Annotated in this window: 17 protein-coding genes; 6 read left to right on the forward strand and 11 right to left on the reverse strand. The window is 55.2% G+C overall.

What is annotated here, in order from left to right:
- Positions 1-394: 394 nt before the first annotated feature.
- Entirely contained in the window at positions 395-913 is a 519-nt protein-coding gene (locus FTO68_RS03195; RefSeq protein ID WP_255331929.1) for a hypothetical protein, read from the reverse strand.
- Between the two features lie 56 nt (positions 914-969).
- The gene (locus FTO68_RS03200) at positions 970-2,205 is read right to left on the reverse strand and encodes an AAA family ATPase (protein ID WP_255331930.1); all 1,236 of its coding nucleotides are present in this window, start codon (positions 2,203-2,205) and stop codon (positions 970-972) included.
- 201 nt (positions 2,206-2,406) lie between these two features.
- On the opposite strand from FTO68_RS03200, the gene FTO68_RS03205 reads away from it, so the two are divergent.
- On the forward strand, positions 2,407-2,733 hold the full coding sequence (locus tag FTO68_RS03205; protein ID WP_255331931.1) for a hypothetical protein: 327 nt from the start codon (positions 2,407-2,409) through the stop codon (positions 2,731-2,733).
- Positions 2,734-2,950: 217 nt separating this feature from the next.
- Here the strand turns inward: FTO68_RS03205 and FTO68_RS03210 are convergent, their stop codons facing one another.
- Positions 2,951-3,445 (reverse strand): TspO/MBR family protein, encoded by a 495-nt coding sequence (locus FTO68_RS03210; protein WP_255331932.1) that lies wholly within the window; start codon positions 3,443-3,445, stop codon positions 2,951-2,953.
- A gap of 60 nt (positions 3,446-3,505) precedes the next feature.
- On the opposite strand from FTO68_RS03210, the gene FTO68_RS03215 reads away from it, so the two are divergent.
- A complete protein-coding gene (locus FTO68_RS03215) occupies positions 3,506-4,120 on the forward strand; it encodes a DOMON domain-containing protein (protein WP_255331933.1) in 615 nt (204 codons plus the stop codon).
- Positions 4,121-4,126: 6 nt separating this feature from the next.
- Positions 4,127-4,357, forward strand: coding sequence for a hypothetical protein (locus tag FTO68_RS03220; RefSeq protein WP_255331934.1), 231 nt, complete (start codon positions 4,127-4,129; stop codon positions 4,355-4,357).
- 78 nt (positions 4,358-4,435) lie between these two features.
- Here FTO68_RS03220 and FTO68_RS03225 read toward each other — a convergent pair whose 3' ends face one another.
- Positions 4,436-5,041 (reverse strand): manganese efflux pump MntP, encoded by a 606-nt coding sequence (locus FTO68_RS03225; RefSeq protein ID WP_255331935.1) that lies wholly within the window; start codon positions 5,039-5,041, stop codon positions 4,436-4,438.
- 172 nt (positions 5,042-5,213) lie between these two features.
- The gene (locus FTO68_RS03230; protein WP_255331936.1) at positions 5,214-6,425 is read right to left on the reverse strand and encodes a HEAT repeat domain-containing protein; all 1,212 of its coding nucleotides are present in this window, start codon (positions 6,423-6,425) and stop codon (positions 5,214-5,216) included.
- 130 nt (positions 6,426-6,555) lie between these two features.
- Between FTO68_RS03230 and FTO68_RS03235 the strand changes: the two genes are divergently transcribed.
- From FTO68_RS03235 to FTO68_RS03245, 3 genes are all read left to right on the forward strand, one after another.
- Positions 6,556-7,593, forward strand: a complete 1,038-nt coding sequence (locus tag FTO68_RS03235) for a DUF3089 domain-containing protein (protein WP_255331937.1) — start codon at positions 6,556-6,558, stop codon at positions 7,591-7,593.
- Positions 7,594-7,598: 5 nt separating this feature from the next.
- Entirely contained in the window at positions 7,599-8,624 is a 1,026-nt protein-coding gene (locus FTO68_RS03240) for a DUF3089 domain-containing protein (protein ID WP_255331938.1), read from the forward strand.
- A 1,276-nt stretch (positions 8,625-9,900) separates the two neighbouring features.
- Entirely contained in the window at positions 9,901-10,122 is a 222-nt protein-coding gene (locus tag FTO68_RS03245; RefSeq protein WP_255332043.1) for a type II toxin-antitoxin system HicB family antitoxin, read from the forward strand.
- Between the two features lie 61 nt (positions 10,123-10,183).
- Here the strand turns inward: FTO68_RS03245 and FTO68_RS03250 are convergent, their stop codons facing one another.
- From FTO68_RS03250 to nifS, 6 genes are read right to left on the reverse strand one after another with little or no spacing between them, the layout of a single operon-like run.
- Entirely contained in the window at positions 10,184-11,023 is an 840-nt protein-coding gene (locus FTO68_RS03250) for a thiamine pyrophosphate-dependent enzyme (RefSeq protein ID WP_255331939.1), read from the reverse strand.
- The gene (locus FTO68_RS03255; protein WP_255331940.1) at positions 11,020-12,654 is read right to left on the reverse strand and encodes a 2-oxoacid:acceptor oxidoreductase subunit alpha; all 1,635 of its coding nucleotides are present in this window, start codon (positions 12,652-12,654) and stop codon (positions 11,020-11,022) included. Before FTO68_RS03255 ends, FTO68_RS03250 begins: the two co-directional genes overlap by 4 nt.
- The gene (gene fdhD, locus FTO68_RS03260) at positions 12,655-13,398 is read right to left on the reverse strand and encodes a formate dehydrogenase accessory sulfurtransferase FdhD (RefSeq protein ID WP_255331941.1); all 744 of its coding nucleotides are present in this window, start codon (positions 13,396-13,398) and stop codon (positions 12,655-12,657) included. It lies immediately after the preceding gene.
- Positions 13,395-13,724 (reverse strand): divalent-cation tolerance protein CutA, encoded by a 330-nt coding sequence (cutA, locus tag FTO68_RS03265; protein WP_255331942.1) that lies wholly within the window; start codon positions 13,722-13,724, stop codon positions 13,395-13,397. Before cutA ends, fdhD begins: the two co-directional genes overlap by 4 nt.
- 39 nt (positions 13,725-13,763) lie before the next feature.
- Positions 13,764-14,189, reverse strand: coding sequence for a Fe-S cluster assembly scaffold protein NifU (gene nifU, locus FTO68_RS03270; RefSeq protein ID WP_255331943.1), 426 nt, complete (start codon positions 14,187-14,189; stop codon positions 13,764-13,766).
- A gap of 6 nt (positions 14,190-14,195) precedes the next feature.
- Positions 14,196-15,374 carry a cysteine desulfurase NifS gene (nifS, locus tag FTO68_RS03275; protein WP_255331944.1) on the reverse strand — a complete coding sequence of 393 codons (1,179 nt, stop codon included), beginning with the start codon at positions 15,372-15,374 and terminating at the stop codon, positions 14,196-14,198.
- Positions 15,375-15,393: the final 19 nt, after the last annotated feature.

Genomic DNA, 15,393 nt, shown 5'->3' on the forward strand with positions numbered 1-15,393 from the left:
TGGTTGAATAATAGACGTAGGGTTTCCCCTGGATGTACTTGATCTCAAGGCACTTCTTTCCCATCTCGCGCTGTTTAGCAAGCCACTCTTCCGCCCAGTCTTCCATGTAATAATATTAGGGAATAATGCCATATAGATCTTTTGATCGTGTGGCCTTGGTTTGATGAAAAGAGTGCTATGTGAAGAGATTATGCCCTATGTGTGGAAAAGTTTGGGCTTAAGGTAATTTCTGATGCAAATGGAGGTAGCTCTCTGCATAGTGATGGTCACTATGTTTCAATAGGTAATTGAAGTGACGATTCCGGATCTCCAGGCATGCCTCGAGACCTGGCATGCCTCACCCCGCCATCCGCCATCCCTCTTCCTCTCTGATCCTCCTCCCCTACTCATCCCCCTACTCCAGGCACTTCCAGTAAAAGAACCGAAACGACCGGTTCTTCTCCCGGGCAACCTTGATTGAGTACCGTTTGATGATCTCGATCATGAGATCGATCCGGGATACGTAATGATCCGGGATCATCCGGTTGAACCGCTCTTTTGTGATCCGGTCGGTGCCGGGCAGGGGCCGGAGGCCGAGCGAGCGGGATGCATGGTCGTTTAGGCCGGCGAGATACCAGCCCTCGATCTCCTTTATGACGATGATCACCTTATCGGTATCCAACTCCCGGTACCAGCGTTTCAGGCGGTTCTTCTTCGCCTTCACGGTCCTGTCGCTGTCGATATCGGCGACCATCAGGTAGTCGTCGCCCATCGCCCCGATCCCCCGGATGAAGCCGTCCACCCGGATATGCTTCATCCCGGCATAGGCGATCAGCTCGACACTGGCATATCCCTCCCGGAGTTCGCTTTTCAGGACCCCTTCGAAGAACCTGATATCATCAGGGCCTTCACAGAAGACAAAGAGCCGGTTCATAGGTCTGGTTCAGTGTTTGGGATCATTGGTCTCATTCATCAAAGCAGAGCAGATCATCAGAGCCCGAGCAGGTTCTGGATATACAATTCCTCTATTCCGACCTCGTTCTTCAGGAACGTCCTGACCTCCTCCCGCCGGGCGGGCTTCGTGATGATCGAATATCCCGCCGAATCCCGTGAAATGAGAAGGATATCCTCGATATCTGCATGCCTGACGACGCCGGGATTGTGGGTTGTGATCAGGATCTGCTTGTTCCGGGCGGCATCCCCAAACATCGAGACGACACGGGCGATCAGGTAGGGATGCACGTTCTTCTCAGGCTCCTCGATGACGATGAAGGGCTTCTCATCAAAGTAGAGTGCACAGATCAAATTGATCACATTCACCGTCCCATCAGAGATCACGGAGGAGGGGAGGGGGTGTTCGTCCCCGTACCGCTCAGTCACCGTGAAGTAGATGGATGAATCCATGAACTTCCGGACATCGATATCCTGCACAAATGGAAGTAATTCGGTCATCAGGTTCGACAGCCGCCGCTTCTTCTCTGGATCAGCGAGGATACCCTTCAGGACGATCGCAAGGTTTGACCCATCCTCCTCGAGATCGCTCCTGCCCGAGAGGGGGATTGCTTTTCGGGGGGTTCGGGGATCAAAATCATAGATGGCGATCTCGGCAAAGAACCGCTGGAAGCCGGGCATCGGCACAAGGAGCGGGTTCTCGATGAGCAGGGTCCCGCTCCTTGGCACATTCTTCTGGAGGTACGGGGGGATGATCTCTGTGATCTCAATTGCGATCCCCTCAGGCGTGGAGAGCTCATAGAAGACTCCGTCCTCGGTATGGGTGATCCGGAGCTCTCCCTGCCCGCTCTCCCCCTCACCCAGATCGGGGGTGCAGGAACAGCTGATCCTGAGGAAATCTTCAAGAATCCGGTATCCCCCCTCCTCTATCTGCAATGAGAAGCGGTACTCGATCTGGTGGAAGGAGAGCGTGTGGCTGCCGCCTCTTGTGTCCCGGACGCCGCTGAAGACGCCAAGCTCATTCTCGAAGATGATCCCAATCTCAGTCGGGACATCGGAGGAGATCCTGATATTCCTGATATACTCTGCCCCTCCCTGGAGAGATATCGCGTTTCCAAGCCCGTGCCGTGCGATATCGCGGAAGAACCGGAATATCCTGATGAAGTTCGTCTTTCCTGCCGCATTTGTTCCGATCAGGATATTATATTCATCCAGATCCACGGTGAGATCCGAGAAACTCTTGAAATTCCTGCATGATACCTGTTTAATCCGCATACCGCTGTTTCCCCCCTCGCAACTGATGATCTGATCCAATCTTCGATATAGCTTTCCTTTAGAATTATCCGGAAATCCGGGAAAACCTCCCTGCAAAGAATCTACGAAAAAAACCGGAGCGATCACGTTTCCCCATTCGGATCATGGAAGTTTGAAGCATATGCGGCGCGGGTATCGGGGGCGGGGTGGCGAGGGAGCAGGATGACAGAGGTGATACACCCTTGCTCGAAAGAGCAACCTGAAAGGCGATTCTTCAGAATCGGGGTTTATCTGCTCTGGAAGCCCCCGAAGCTTTCCCGCCACTCCCGCGTTGCATATGCTGGTACCCGGTTCAACGTTTCTGCGAAGCACATGCGGACGGGGACGGGTGGTGGGGTGGGGGGAATTAAAAATGCCGTTCGTTCTGTCGATGGAACCGGGAAAGGATCTGTCACCGAACATCCTCCGGGGGAGCACTGCCACCTTCCTCCGGATGCCGGTGAAGGCGACCTTGCGGTCACCAGGCGGGGCTGTTCACCCCGCACGTGAGGATACTGAGCGCTTCGCGCCCACTTCCTGTTACTGTTCTCTCTCCTATCCCAGCCAAAGTTTCTTATCCACTGTTGCTTCTGTGAAAAGGTATCTGTAGTGAGGAGCACACCATACTATCCAGCCGACCATAGCTAAGGAATCAGGGAATTTGGCAATCAGAAATTTGTAGAAGATCCACAATAAAAAATAAAAACATAGGGTTTTCCCGGAGAATCTAGGGATTCAGCAGGTAGATCGATGCCGTCAGGGCGGTTGCAAAGGTTATCCAGCAGATATAGGGGATATTCAGGTATGCAGCCACCTTTGATATCCGGTAGAAATAGACGATCATCCAGAGGATCAGGCACCAGAGGATAATGATGCAGATCAGCCCGAGGAAGGGTGACGGTATCCCGAAGAAGAGGAACGACCAGATTCCATTAAAGAAGAGCTGCACAAAGAAGATGCCGGTTGCTATCTTCACCTCCCGCCGCTCCCATCCGGATTTTATGATCAGGAAGAGGGAGATACCCATCAGGATATAGAGTATCGTCCATGCCGGCCCAAAGACCCAGCTCGGTGGGGTGAACCATGGCCTTGCGATCGTCTGGTACCATCCCGAGACATTCGCTGCTGTTGCGATGCTCCCGATCGCACCGGTCATAAGCGGCAGAAGGACTGCCCCGATGAGGATGGTGGCATCCCGGAGTGTTTTCACAGGAGATTCCATATGAGATGACTTGCCCTCTACAAAGAAAAGCTTTTCATATCCGGTGACCAGCATCTGGCTATGAAGGCGTCGATTATTCTCTTCATGATGATTCTTCTTGCACTCCTGGTGATGGCTTCCGGGTGTGCAGCAGATCCCCCCGCAACACCCGCTCCACCTGCCCCGGCAGATGAATCCCCCGTCACCGTGGACTGGAATCCTGACGGGATCATCAAACCCGGCGAATACCGGTACAGGCAGGCCCTCTCCGATAAGATGGAGCTTCACTGGACCACAACCGACGATATGATCCGGATCGGACTCGCCGGACGAGCCGCAGGCTGGATCGGCATCGGGCTTGGAACCCCCCGGATGATGTCGGGCGTTGACTATATCGCGGGGTATGTCGACGGGGAGAATGGAGTGGTGAATGATCTCTTCAGCGAGAACCCCCGTTGCCCGATCCGGATGGACACTGCCATCGGCGGAACCGATGATATCCTCAGGTACGGGGGCAGGCAGGCAGATGACGTCACCATCATCGAGTTTGAGCGGCTCTTTGCATCTGGTGACGAGTATGACTATGAGATCCGGGCGGGAGATCCGATCGCCATCATCTGGGCACTCTCGGAGAGCAATTCGATGACGGTACCGCACCGTGAACGCGGCTCGACAACACTCATCCTCAGGAGGTAGAAATACATGACAATCGCAGCGATCGCATACACGCCGGTCCTCGGGCTCCCCCTGGTCGTCGTACTTGGGATCATACTCTTCATCTCTCTCTGCATCACCGCATCGATTGCGGTTATGAAACGGAGAGGGAAACTTGAGAACGTGCCGTTCACCTGGCATTTCCGGATGGCGAGATTCTCCATTCTCCTCGCCCTTCTCCACGGGATCATGGGGATCTCCGTCTATTTCGGGTTCTAAGTGGATCCACAGAGAAAACAGGAGAATGGAGCGGAATATCCCCTCCCTTCTCAATGAAAAGGGGTGCCCCGCCACCTCTTACAGGAAGAGCCCGTCTACGAGGATCCTGATCCCGATTATAATCAGGATCACGCCGCCGATGAGCTCGATCCGGTTCCCCAGGCAGCACCCGAATCTCCGGCCTGTCCAGATTCCGGCGATCGATCCGGCGAAGGTAACCGCCCCGATAAGAAGAGCGGCAGGTATAATCTCCACATCCAGCACCGCAAATGTGGCCCCGACTGCAAGGGCATCGATAGATGTGGCAATGGCAAGGAGGGTCAGGGTAAAGAGACCTGTAATCCCGGTTTTCCTCTCATCTGCCTCTTCCTGAAATGATTCATAGCACATCTTCCCCCCGATCAGAACAAGCAGGATAAAGGCGACCCAGTGATCAAACGAGGCGATCAGCCCGCTTCCTGCCTCCCCTGCGAGATACCCGGCAAGTACCATCCCTCCCTGGAAAAAGCCGAAGAAGAGTGCCGCCCGTACTCCATAATAGAGAACATGACTCTTCATCGTGGCACCAGCGGCAATCGAAATCGCGGATGCATCAATTGCAACGGCGATTGCGATTATCAGGAGCGTTATATCATTCACCGGTACCGCCTCACCGTCCGGCCGGATCCAGTTCCATTGGAACATCCATTCGGTTCATCCTCAAAAAGATTGCCTCCCCGCTATTTTATAGTGGTAGTCTGAAGCATCTCTGCCACCTCCCGCGCAGCACCTGCGCCGCCCAGTACAACCTCCCTGCGAAGCATGTGAGGACGGGGGAGGGGTGGTGGGGAAAACGTCTCAGCGAAGAGCCAAAAAATTACGGCCCTCTCTTCTCTTCCGGCAACCCCCCATCACTCTTTGGGATCAGGGGGCGGTACACGAGATCGGTCTGCCCAAGCGAGACCAGGATCTCGCCAGCTGCATTCCTCACCCTGATATCGGGATCATTCAAAGCCTCTTCAAGTGGGCCGACCGAATACCGCTCAAGGCTCCGGAGTGCGTCAGTTAATCCTTTCACCACTCCATTGTCAGTATCCCTGAGCATCCCGATCAGGGGGAGGACGGCAGCCTCACCGATTTCGGCTGCCTTCTTCCACTGGCGGGTGGCGATAAAGTACATCACGCGCTCGTCATCATCAGAGGGATGCCAGCCGATCCGGTCAAGCGCCTTCGCAGCTGATTCCCTGACAAAACGATCCTCATCCTCACAGGCAGAGAGGAGCACGGGGAGGAGCTCTTCATCCCCGAAATGGCCAAGCGCCTCGGCGGCTGCTGCCCTGACATTGGGATTTGTATCTGAGAGTGCGTCTTTGAGGTGCGGAACTGCCCGTTCATCTCCCAGATGGCCGAGGGCCCTGACTGCATTCACCCGTGGTACATAGTACTCTTCATCAAGCAGATCGATCAGGAGCAGAACCGCAGCATTTCTGACGGAGTCAAGCTCCTTCCACTGTCCAAGGGCAATCCTGCGGGCGGCATCCTCTGTCTCATCGGCTGCCCCGGCATTCAGCCGGTCAAGTGTCAGGGCAACAAAGCGGCGGGATCGGTACGGCAGCGAGAAGAGTCCACCCTTGAGTCCGGGGATGGCAGCAGGCCCGATCGCAGCAAGCGTCTCCACCACACGCTCACTCTTCTCTTCATCTATTGTCCCAAACAGGCTGACCAGGGATGAGACGGCCGGCTCCCCGACCGAGGCGAGGGCAACGGCTGCAAACCCGGATACTTCCGGATCATCACCCTCAAGATACCCGATCAGAGGCAATACCGCAGGCTCACCGATGGAGGCGAGGACGGCATTCGCAGCAGCCCGCCGCTTTTCACCTCCCCCGACGGCAACAGAGACGAGCGGAGAAAGGGCATCGGGCATACAATCCAGGAGAGCCGCTGCTGCACCATCCCGTATCTCCTCATCAGGTGATTCCAATGCCCTGATGAGTCCGGGGATATCCTTCCGCTCTCGCAGTTTCTCAATATTGGGACGTAATATATCGATGAAACCCATGGATGCCTCGTAATGGTACTTATTCAATGTTCTTCTATATGTGGGTATTGCGATCAGTCTCAGTTTTCGCCTCTCTTTTCACAGGGTTATTCCGAAACGCTTAAAAAACATTTTTGTCTTACGATTAACTCTATACATCATCATGGAGATTTTTTCAATGCGTAAGATCAATCACTCTCTGATCTCCTCACTCGTAGTACTTGGAACCTGTTTCATTCTTGTATGCGGCTGTCTTGGAGGAGAAGCGCCCCCTGTTGACGATGATTCATCTGCAACAGATAGTGCGGGGCACAGTCTGGACCCCGATTACACCGATTCGTACTACTGGCTGACCCTTCCCTCTGTCCAAAAAGAGGTGGATGTCTTCTATGTCTACCCGACAGTCAGCAGCAGTCAGGAGGGGTTTATGGATATTACCAGTGATGAAGAACGGGCGCTTGCCCAGGGTATCTTCGATGCACAGGCGAGCGTCTACACTTCACACGCCAATGTATTCGCTCCGTTCTACCGGCAGATGTCAACACAGGTTACTATGGCACCTGATATGCTTGCAACCGATACCGAGGAGTTCAAGCGTGGCGCAGTTGATGTGCAGGATGCCTTTGAATACTACATCACCAATCTCAACGAGGGCCGCCCCTTCATCATCGCTGGCCACAGCCAGGGGACGATGGCATTGATCGAGCTGATCAAAAACCGGTTTGGGGATGACGAAGATCTTCGCAACCGTCTGGTTGCCGCCTATCTCATCGGTTATACGGTGACAGATACAGATCTACAGGCAGCCGGGCTTACGGCGGCACAGGGTGCGAATGATACCGGGGTCGTGATAACCTACAACACGCAGTCGGCAACATCGGTTGGGGGTCCCATGCTGATGGAAGGAGCACACTGCATCAACCCGCTCAACTGGAAGACCGATGATACCTATGCTCCTGCCTCGGAGAACATGGGTGCCCGGTTCTACAATGATTCGACCGGCGAATTCCTGCGTGAAGTAGAGAACTACTCTGATGCAGAGATCAATGTGGAGACAGGTGCCCTCATGACGACGATACCGGAGGGGGAGGAACTGGATATCGGGTCATACCCCGAGGGCGTGTATCACCGCTACGATTATGCATTCTGGTACAGGAACCTTGAGAAGAATGTCGGTGACCGGATCGATGCATATCTGAACCAGATGGCTGGTTAGCATTCATGAGATCCCGAACTGATACAACGGATCTGGAAGGCCTCCGGGGAAGAGCGCTCGGCATCCCCGTTCAGCTGCCCCCATTCAATCCCGATAGTGATGTTCCGGAAGCTCCTGAGTATGCGGATCCACAGAGCTGGATCACCTCCCCCGCACACTTCAACAGAGAGCATCACCCCGTGGATCTCTTCTGGGTCTATCCGACCATTCTTTCAGATGAATCAACGTACCTTATGAATATCCGTGACCCCGTCCTGCGGGAGAAGGCTGCCTGGACCCTGGTTGAGCAGGCGAGCATCTTCGACGGGCAGGCAAATATCTATGCTCCTTACTACCGGCAGAACAATGTCAGGATCAATCCGCTGATGCTCACCGATGCCCGGCCGATCTTCGAACTCGGGCAGCATGATCTTGTCGCCGCGTTCCGGTACTTCCTTGAATATATCAACAGGGGAGAGCGGCCGATCATCCTTGCCGCCCATAGCCAGGGATCGGTCAGGGTTGTCGAACTTGTAAAGGCAGGCGAACTCCTTGCCGGTGATCCCGAGTCGATGGAACGACTCGTAGTGGCATACGTCATCGGGTACTCCATCACGCAATCTGATCTGGATGCAAATCCTCTGATGAAGATCGGCACAAACGCCACAGAGACAGGCTGCTTCATCACCTACAACACGATATCAGACGAAGAAGGAAAGGAGAAGGATGGCCCCACCATCCGCACGGGATCGTTTGTCGTCAACCCGCTGACCTGGAAGACCGATACCGGGTTTACACCTGCATCTGCCAATTGTGAAGCTGTCTTCTTCAGGCACGAAGATCCGGAGCACCCGGTCAGGTACCCCCACTTCGCGGCAGCACAGGTCGTGAACAATGCGCTGGTGATAACAGATATCACGCATCCCGAAGAACTTCCGGCAACAAGCGTCACGTTTCCAGAGGGCGTATACCACATGTACGACTATGCGATCTTCTATGGGAACCTGCGCAAAAATGTCGAAGATCGAATTCGTTCGTATTTCGGGAAATAGGGGAGGCCACAGATCTCTATTCACACAGGAGACAACACCTGAAAACCACAGGTTCAGATGAGGAGAGATCAAGTATTCGGAGTGGGTCCTGAAAGCGCTCACTACTCTCATTTACAGGGCGAGAACCCCCGTTTGGTGGCCGAAGGCCGCCCACTCTGAGAACCGAAGGGGGTTGGTGGTGTCCCGCCCGGAGGGACGAGGGGTCAGTTCACATTCAACCACTAATCCCAGCAGATTACCCCCCCCACAACAAGCGCTTACAGGCAGGTACGTTTCAGTATGCATCTGCTGTCCTGTGACACTCCTCCTTCAGGCAAACCCCCTGCCCCCTTCACCTGAAGGGGGTATAAGGATAGCATGGGGGTCCGGGCAATCGCGGGGGCACCGGCAGCCGCACCGGGTGATGGGTAAGCCTATAGAAGTGCGGCGTAAGAGATAGTACGGACGCAATTGCAGGTGGGCTGTGTTTCCGTTCTTCGTATGGGCGCGGCAGGGCACGGCAACCATTGATTCTCTACATAGATAGACTGAGATCCGGTACAACACCATCAGCGCTGAAAGCGCCGGATATCCTCACTGGCGGGGCGAACAGCCCTGCTTGGTGGCCGCTAGGCCGCCTTCACCGAACTCCGATGGGGGATGGCAGTGCCCCCCCGGAGGATGTTGTGGTGATTCTTCCACCCCATCCCCACCGCCCCGTTCCCGTCCGCACATGCTTCGCAGGAAACGTAAATCGGGCGGCCGCAGATACGACGCAGGGAGGGGCGGAAATGCTTTGTGGGGTGCCAGAGCAGATAAACCCCGATTCTGAAGAATCGCCTTTCAGGTTGCTCTGATGAGCAAGGTTTTATCGCCTCTGTCATCCTGCTCCCTCGCTACCCCGCCCCCGATACCCGCGCCGCACCTGCTTCAATTGCTCCTCATGATCCGTCATGATCCGGGTGAGTGGCGTTGGGATCTATACCGGGTTCAATCCCCCGTTCCGATGAATCAGGAAGACCTGAGCGATCAAAATTTTGGATAAAAGTGAATAAACTGAAGTTGAGATGGGAGAGAGACCAATACAAGAAGTGGGCGCGAAGCGCTCAAATCCTCACTTGCGGGGCGACAAGCCCCGTTCGGTGGCCGAAGGCCGCCCACCCTGAGAACCGAAGGGGGTTGGCGGTGCCCCCCCGGAGGGATGAGGGGTCAGTCCAGCCTGATTGTGTCTCTCTAGAAAAATAGATACAAGATATCAGACCCCCTTTCAGAAAATTGGAGAAGAGTCTCAATTCTTATTGAACGCGATGATGAAGGCCGGTATGTTGTTGAGTGCATCGACCTTCCAGGATGTATGAGCGAGGGTGAAACACTCGAAGAAGCTATTGATAATATAAATGAAGCCATTGTTGGGTGTCTCCGGTCACGTTTAAGGACGGCATCTGAGAAGATTTTTATAAATGCCCTCCCATCACACATTCGAATCGATCTTGATATTCCTGGAATATCCAATGCTTAATCTGGGCCCCCTCGATACTGTTGCACCAAAGTCTACTATTCCCCCCTCCTCAGATTGACCCTCACCTCTTCCCAATCGCCCTCTCAATAATCCCCGTCCGGTCGATCTCCCCCTCCTTTCCTGCAAGAACCCGCTCCCCGAATGTGGGGGCATCCCTCTCGTACAGCACCCCGAGCGGGATTGCCCCTTCACCGGCATAGTTCCACTCACGGATCAGCCGCTCTGCAGAATCCCGGTTTGCCGGGTCATGCCCCTCCGGCGTATAGACATGCTCGTCATAGCAGGCATGGGCATCATAGAAACTGGCACAGACCTGGAGCACCTCCACAAAGGAGAACCCCTTATGCAGGATGGCACGCTTCAGCACCTCAGCCATTCCCTTCTTATCCCGGGAATAGGAGCGGGCGATGAAGGTTGCACCCGAGGCGAGCATCAGGTCAGGCGGGTTGATCGGATCCTCATGTGTCCCTTCCGGTGTCGATTTACCGGCAAACCCAGGCGGCGATGTCGGGGTGTACTGGCCTGTTGTCAGGCCATAGACCCGGTTGTCGTGGATGATCACCGTGATATCCACGTTCCGCTTTGCCGCAAAGATCAGGTGATCGAGCCCCTCTGCATAGGCATCGCCATCCCCGGCAGAGCAGATCACCGTCAGCTGTGGGTTTCCGAGATGGATGCCGGTTGCCACCGGGATGCCCCGGCCATGGATCGCATAGAAGCTGTTTGTCTGCATATAGTCTGCAATCTTTGCATGGCAGCCGATCCCGGAGACGATAACCACCTCTTCAGGCAGCTTTCCCAGCCCGGAAAGGACGTCCTTTATTGTATGCTGGATCACGAAATTCCCGCATCCGGGGCACCAGGTGTTCTGTGCATGGCTGATAAACTCTGCTCCCTTCATTGCATCACCCCCCTCACTTTCAGCTCCAGTTCATCAAGGAAAAATGGCCGGCCGCTGACATTTGCGATCCGCCGATCGGATACGATCCCATACCCCCTGAGCAGGGAATCAAGCTGGCCGGTGGCATTCTCTTCGACCACGATCATCCGCTCGACACCCGCCAGGGCATCGGAAAACTGTGCGAGCGGGAAGGGTGCGAGGACGATCGGTCGGATCACCTTCAGCGAAAGCCGCTCCCCAATCTCCCGGCAGGCTTCTCCTGTTGATCCAAAGCAGATGAGGGCAACTGGTGCATCCTCTCTGCCATCCACCCTGAGGCAGCCGTAATATGCCATCTCATTTTCGATCGTCGCACCTTTTCTGATCTGCTTCACCGCACTGGCAGCAGCGAGATCAGGATCTTCGGTCGTGATACCCACATCATCATGGGTATAGGAGTTCACCTTCACCACGTTGCCGGAAAGCGGTGGCGGATAGAAGAAAGAGATCCCGTCCGGCATATTGCAGTAACGGGCATATGTTCCGCGTGGAGAGCGGATTGAGGCAATCGGCACGGCAAAAGCAGGATCAATCGAAGTAGATTTCGGGTGCTCGCCGAGGTTTTTGTCAGAGAGAACAAACACCGGCACCTGGAACTGCCAGGCGAGGTGCACTGCACGGGCAGACCATTCATATGCCTCTTCGGTGGTGCCCGGAGCGATCACAATCCTCGGAAACTCTCCATGGCCCGCATGCAGGACAAAGCCGAGATCCCCCTGCGAGGAGTAGGTCGGCATCCCGGTGGAGGGGCCCGGCCGCATCGCCATCACGATCACCACCGGCTGCTCGGCCATACCGGCGAGCGAGACGCCTTCTGTCATCAGGCAGAACCCGCCCCCCGATGTCCCGACCGCAACCCGTTTTCCGGCATAGGAGAGGCCGAGCGCCATCGTGATCACCGCGATCTCGTTCTCGGGATGGATCACGAGCACAGGCGTATTCTGAGCGAGATCAGCCATCGTATGCAGGATCGATGACGAAGGCGTCATCGGGTAGGAGACATAGGCATCGAGGCCGCCCCGGATCAGCCCAAGCGCAATCGCATCGTTCCCGGCCAGCATCGGAAGCGGATCATGTGTCCGGATTGGAATCTGCATCCGCTCTTCAGCCGCATGGTATCCCCGGAGGGCAAGCCTCTGATTCTCATCAGCCCTGCCCCCAAACTCCTTCTGGATCGCCTCCTTCAGGATCTCAGGCGGTATCCCGGCAGCCCGGCAGAATGCGCCGATCAACACCGTGTTCCGGGCAATAGGCGCCCCTCCTTCTTCCCTGATGATGGTGGTTGCAGGAATCCCGATCCCCTCGCCCTTGCAATCATCGGAGTCATAGATCAAAAGTGATCCATTACCATGCCGGTTCACCGTCTCCTGGTCAAGAGCGCAGACTATCTCCGGCTTTCCCTGGATCGCCCCGATAGTATCTTCTGCTGCACGGAGAATCGCAAAGTTATGCCCTCCCCTGATGAGGGAGGGATAGTCATAGTACATGTAGAGATGGTACCCGAGGAGGCCAAGCACCCGGCCGATTAAGAGCCCTGCCTTGTTGATCCCCTCGCCTGCCTGCCCGCCGATACAGATCGAATAATCGTTCATTCATTTCACCTTCCCGTATTGCCCAAGCCCGGTGATACGCTCAGGATGCGTATAGACGGTGAACCGCCCCTCCCGCGTAAAACAGATCAGCGTGATGCCGGTCTTCTCTGCCATTGCTATCCCCTGGTCGGTGGAGGCGGCACGGGATATGATGATCGGGATGCCTGCATTGGCTGCCTTCTGCACCATCCCTGACGGCTGCCTCCCTGTACAGCCGATCACGCAGTCAGATAACGGGAGATTATTCAGGACCGCATGGCCGACGACCTTGTCGACCGAGTTGTGCCGCCCGATATCCTCGCACCGGACTGCAAGCTCTCCTTTGTAAAAGAGGACAGAGGCATGCAGGGCACCGGTCTTCAGCCAGGCATCGGAATCGATCGACTCTCTCACTTCAAGGACCTTCTCAGGAGTGATTCCGGATGTCGAGAAGACTTCCGGCGGTTCTGCCACATTCGCATAGCCACCCGACGACTCAAGCGCTGCACGATACTCCCCCGTTACCGGAGCCTCGACATAGATATTCTCATCGATGACGGTGACGGATTCTATCCGGTCAGCTATCCCTGAAGAGATCACAAAACCTGCACCCAGTTCACGAAGGTGATCGTCGGAGGCGACCATTGTCAGGAGCGGACACTCATTCAGAAGGAGGGTAAAGGTATCCTCACAGACAATAGCATCATCGATCTCCGAGATTGACCCATTTTTGTACATGATCCCGGTATGGTGAATCAGGTTCATCCGCCCACCTCCGTTTGAACCCAGTCAAGGTATGGCTGGTTCCCCTCCGGTACAGGTATACTCAGGATCTCAGGAACATCATACGAGTGGATCGCCTCGATCCGCTGGATACAATCCCTGCTCGCTTCGGCCGTTGTCTTTACGATCAGCAGCTGCTCATCATCACATACCACTTCGCCATCCCATCTGTACACCGATCGGACCGGGGTGATATTCACGCAGGCAGCAAGCCGCTCTTCAATCAATCTCTTCGCAATCTCCTCTGCTTCGCCTGATGGCGCTGTACAGAATATGAGTACAATATCAGTATGATTCATCCCAATCATACCAACAGAGGCGGGGGGATGTAAAAAAGATTTGGAAGATCATTCACAGGCGTGGCAATCGCCACATCCTGCACATGCCACGTCGCCCCACGGGGGAAGCCCCTGCCTCTCCCGGTAATTATTGATCGCCGCATGGATCGCTTCCTCTGCAAGCACTGAACAGTGGAGCTTCTGGGGAGGGAGCCCCTCGAGGGCTTCTGCAACCGCCTTGTTTGAGACCTCCCATGCTTCTTCGAGTGTTTTTCCGATGATCATCTCAGTTGCCATCGAGGAGGAGGCAACCGCCGCCCCGCACCCGAAGGTCTGGAATGCTGCATCTTCGATTTTATTCTCATGAATCTTCAGAAAAATCCGCATGATATCCCCGCACTTCTGGTTGCCGACCTCGCCGATCCCGTCGGCATCCGGGATCTCCCGCTGGTTCCGCGGATTCATAAAATGGTCCATTACTTTCTCTGAGTACATCTGAATTCACCTGCTCCTGAGTTCTTTAGGTGTCAATGGCGACATATCCCGGAGCCGCTGTACCACCTTCGGCACAGTCTCCAGTACATAGTCGATCTCTTCTTCTGCCGTCTCCTCCCCGAGCGTCAGCCTGAGTGATCCATGTGCGATCTCATGGGGGATGCCGCAGGCAAGAAGGACATGCGAGGGATCAAGGGATGCGGATGTGCAGGCGCTCCCTGTTGAGGCTGCAATCCCGTGTGCATTCAGGAGGAGGAGTATCGATTCCCCTTCGATATATTCGAAGATGTAATTGACGTTGTTTGGGAGCCGCTCGTTTGGATGACCATTCAGCCTGCTCGCCGGGATTGCACCAAGCCCGGCAATGAGCTTCTCCCTCAGCTTCAGGATACGATCCGTCTTCTCAGGCATCAGGGCAACCGCACGCTCAATTGCCGCCCCGAGCCCGACGATTGCAGGGACATTCTCGGTCCCTGCCCGCCGCCGCTTCTCCTGGGCGCCGCCATGCATGAACGGAGCAATACGGGTGCCCTTCCTGATATAGAGCGCACCGATGCCTTTTGGACCGCGAAACTTGTGAGCTGAGAGAGAAAGGAGATCGACATTCAATGAATTCACATCAACCGGGATATGCCCGACCGCCTGCACCGCATCGGTATGGAAGGCGATCTTCTTTGTTCTCGCAATCTCACCGATCTCAGCAATCGGCTGGATAGTGCCGATCTCGTTATTGGCGAGCATGATCGAGATCAGGATCGTATCGTCCCTGATCGCAGCCAGAACATCCGCAACCCTCACCCTGCCAGATTCATCCACCGGGAGATAGGTCACCTCGTATCCTTCCTTTTCAAGTGCCTCGCAGGTATGCAGAACCGCGTGGTGCTCGATTGCGGATGTGATAATATGCCGCCCTTTCTTTGCATGGGCTGTGGCAACCCCGCGAATTGCCCAGTTGTCAGATTCGGTTCCACCTGAGGTGAAGTAGATCTCATCCGCTTTTGCACCGATCGCCGCCGCAACCTTTCCCCGTGCATCCTCAACTGCGGTGCGCGAGGCTGCCGCGAGATCATAGAGCGAAGAAGGGTTCCCAAAACATTCAGAAAAGTACGGGAGCATCGCAGATACGACATCGGGATGCGTCTTCGTCGTTGCAGCATTATCCAGGTAAATGAGGCGTTTCTTCATCTCCACTCTCCTCGTCAGA

Origin of the sequence: Methanocalculus taiwanensis (genome assembly GCF_024372745.1) — an archaeon.
Lineage (GTDB): Archaea > Halobacteriota > Methanomicrobia > Methanomicrobiales > Methanocorpusculaceae > Methanocalculus > Methanocalculus taiwanensis.

Excerpts from the sequence above, each read along its gene's own strand:
- FTO68_RS03250 (WP_255331939.1), bottom strand. The coding sequence starts at position 11,023 with ATGAAGGGAGCAGAGTTTATCAGCCATGCACAGAACACCTGGTGCCCC.
- FTO68_RS03220 (WP_255331934.1), top strand. The coding sequence starts at position 4,127 with ATGACAATCGCAGCGATCGCATACACGCCGGTCCTCGGGCTCCCCCTG.
- FTO68_RS03255 (WP_255331940.1), bottom strand. The coding sequence starts at position 12,654 with ATGAACGATTATTCGATCTGTATCGGCGGGCAGGCAGGCGAGGGGATC.
- nifU (WP_255331943.1), bottom strand. The coding sequence starts at position 14,189 with ATGTACTCAGAGAAAGTAATGGACCATTTTATGAATCCGCGGAACCAG.
- fdhD (WP_255331941.1), bottom strand. The coding sequence starts at position 13,398 with ATGAACCTGATTCACCATACCGGGATCATGTACAAAAATGGGTCAATC.
- FTO68_RS03225 (WP_255331935.1), bottom strand. The coding sequence starts at position 5,041 with ATGTTCCAATGGAACTGGATCCGGCCGGACGGTGAGGCGGTACCGGTG.
- FTO68_RS03215 (WP_255331933.1), top strand. The coding sequence starts at position 3,506 with ATGAAGGCGTCGATTATTCTCTTCATGATGATTCTTCTTGCACTCCTG.
- FTO68_RS03205 (WP_255331931.1), top strand. The coding sequence starts at position 2,407 with ATGACAGAGGTGATACACCCTTGCTCGAAAGAGCAACCTGAAAGGCGA.
- nifS (WP_255331944.1), bottom strand. The coding sequence starts at position 15,374 with ATGAAGAAACGCCTCATTTACCTGGATAATGCTGCAACGACGAAGACG.
- FTO68_RS03240 (WP_255331938.1), top strand. The coding sequence starts at position 7,599 with ATGAGATCCCGAACTGATACAACGGATCTGGAAGGCCTCCGGGGAAGA.
- FTO68_RS03235 (WP_255331937.1), top strand. The coding sequence starts at position 6,556 with ATGCGTAAGATCAATCACTCTCTGATCTCCTCACTCGTAGTACTTGGA.
- FTO68_RS03210 (WP_255331932.1), bottom strand. The coding sequence starts at position 3,445 with ATGGAATCTCCTGTGAAAACACTCCGGGATGCCACCATCCTCATCGGG.
- FTO68_RS03195 (WP_255331929.1), bottom strand. The coding sequence starts at position 913 with ATGAACCGGCTCTTTGTCTTCTGTGAAGGCCCTGATGATATCAGGTTC.
- FTO68_RS03200 (WP_255331930.1), bottom strand. The coding sequence starts at position 2,205 with ATGCGGATTAAACAGGTATCATGCAGGAATTTCAAGAGTTTCTCGGAT.
- cutA (WP_255331942.1), bottom strand. The coding sequence starts at position 13,724 with ATGATTGGGATGAATCATACTGATATTGTACTCATATTCTGTACAGCG.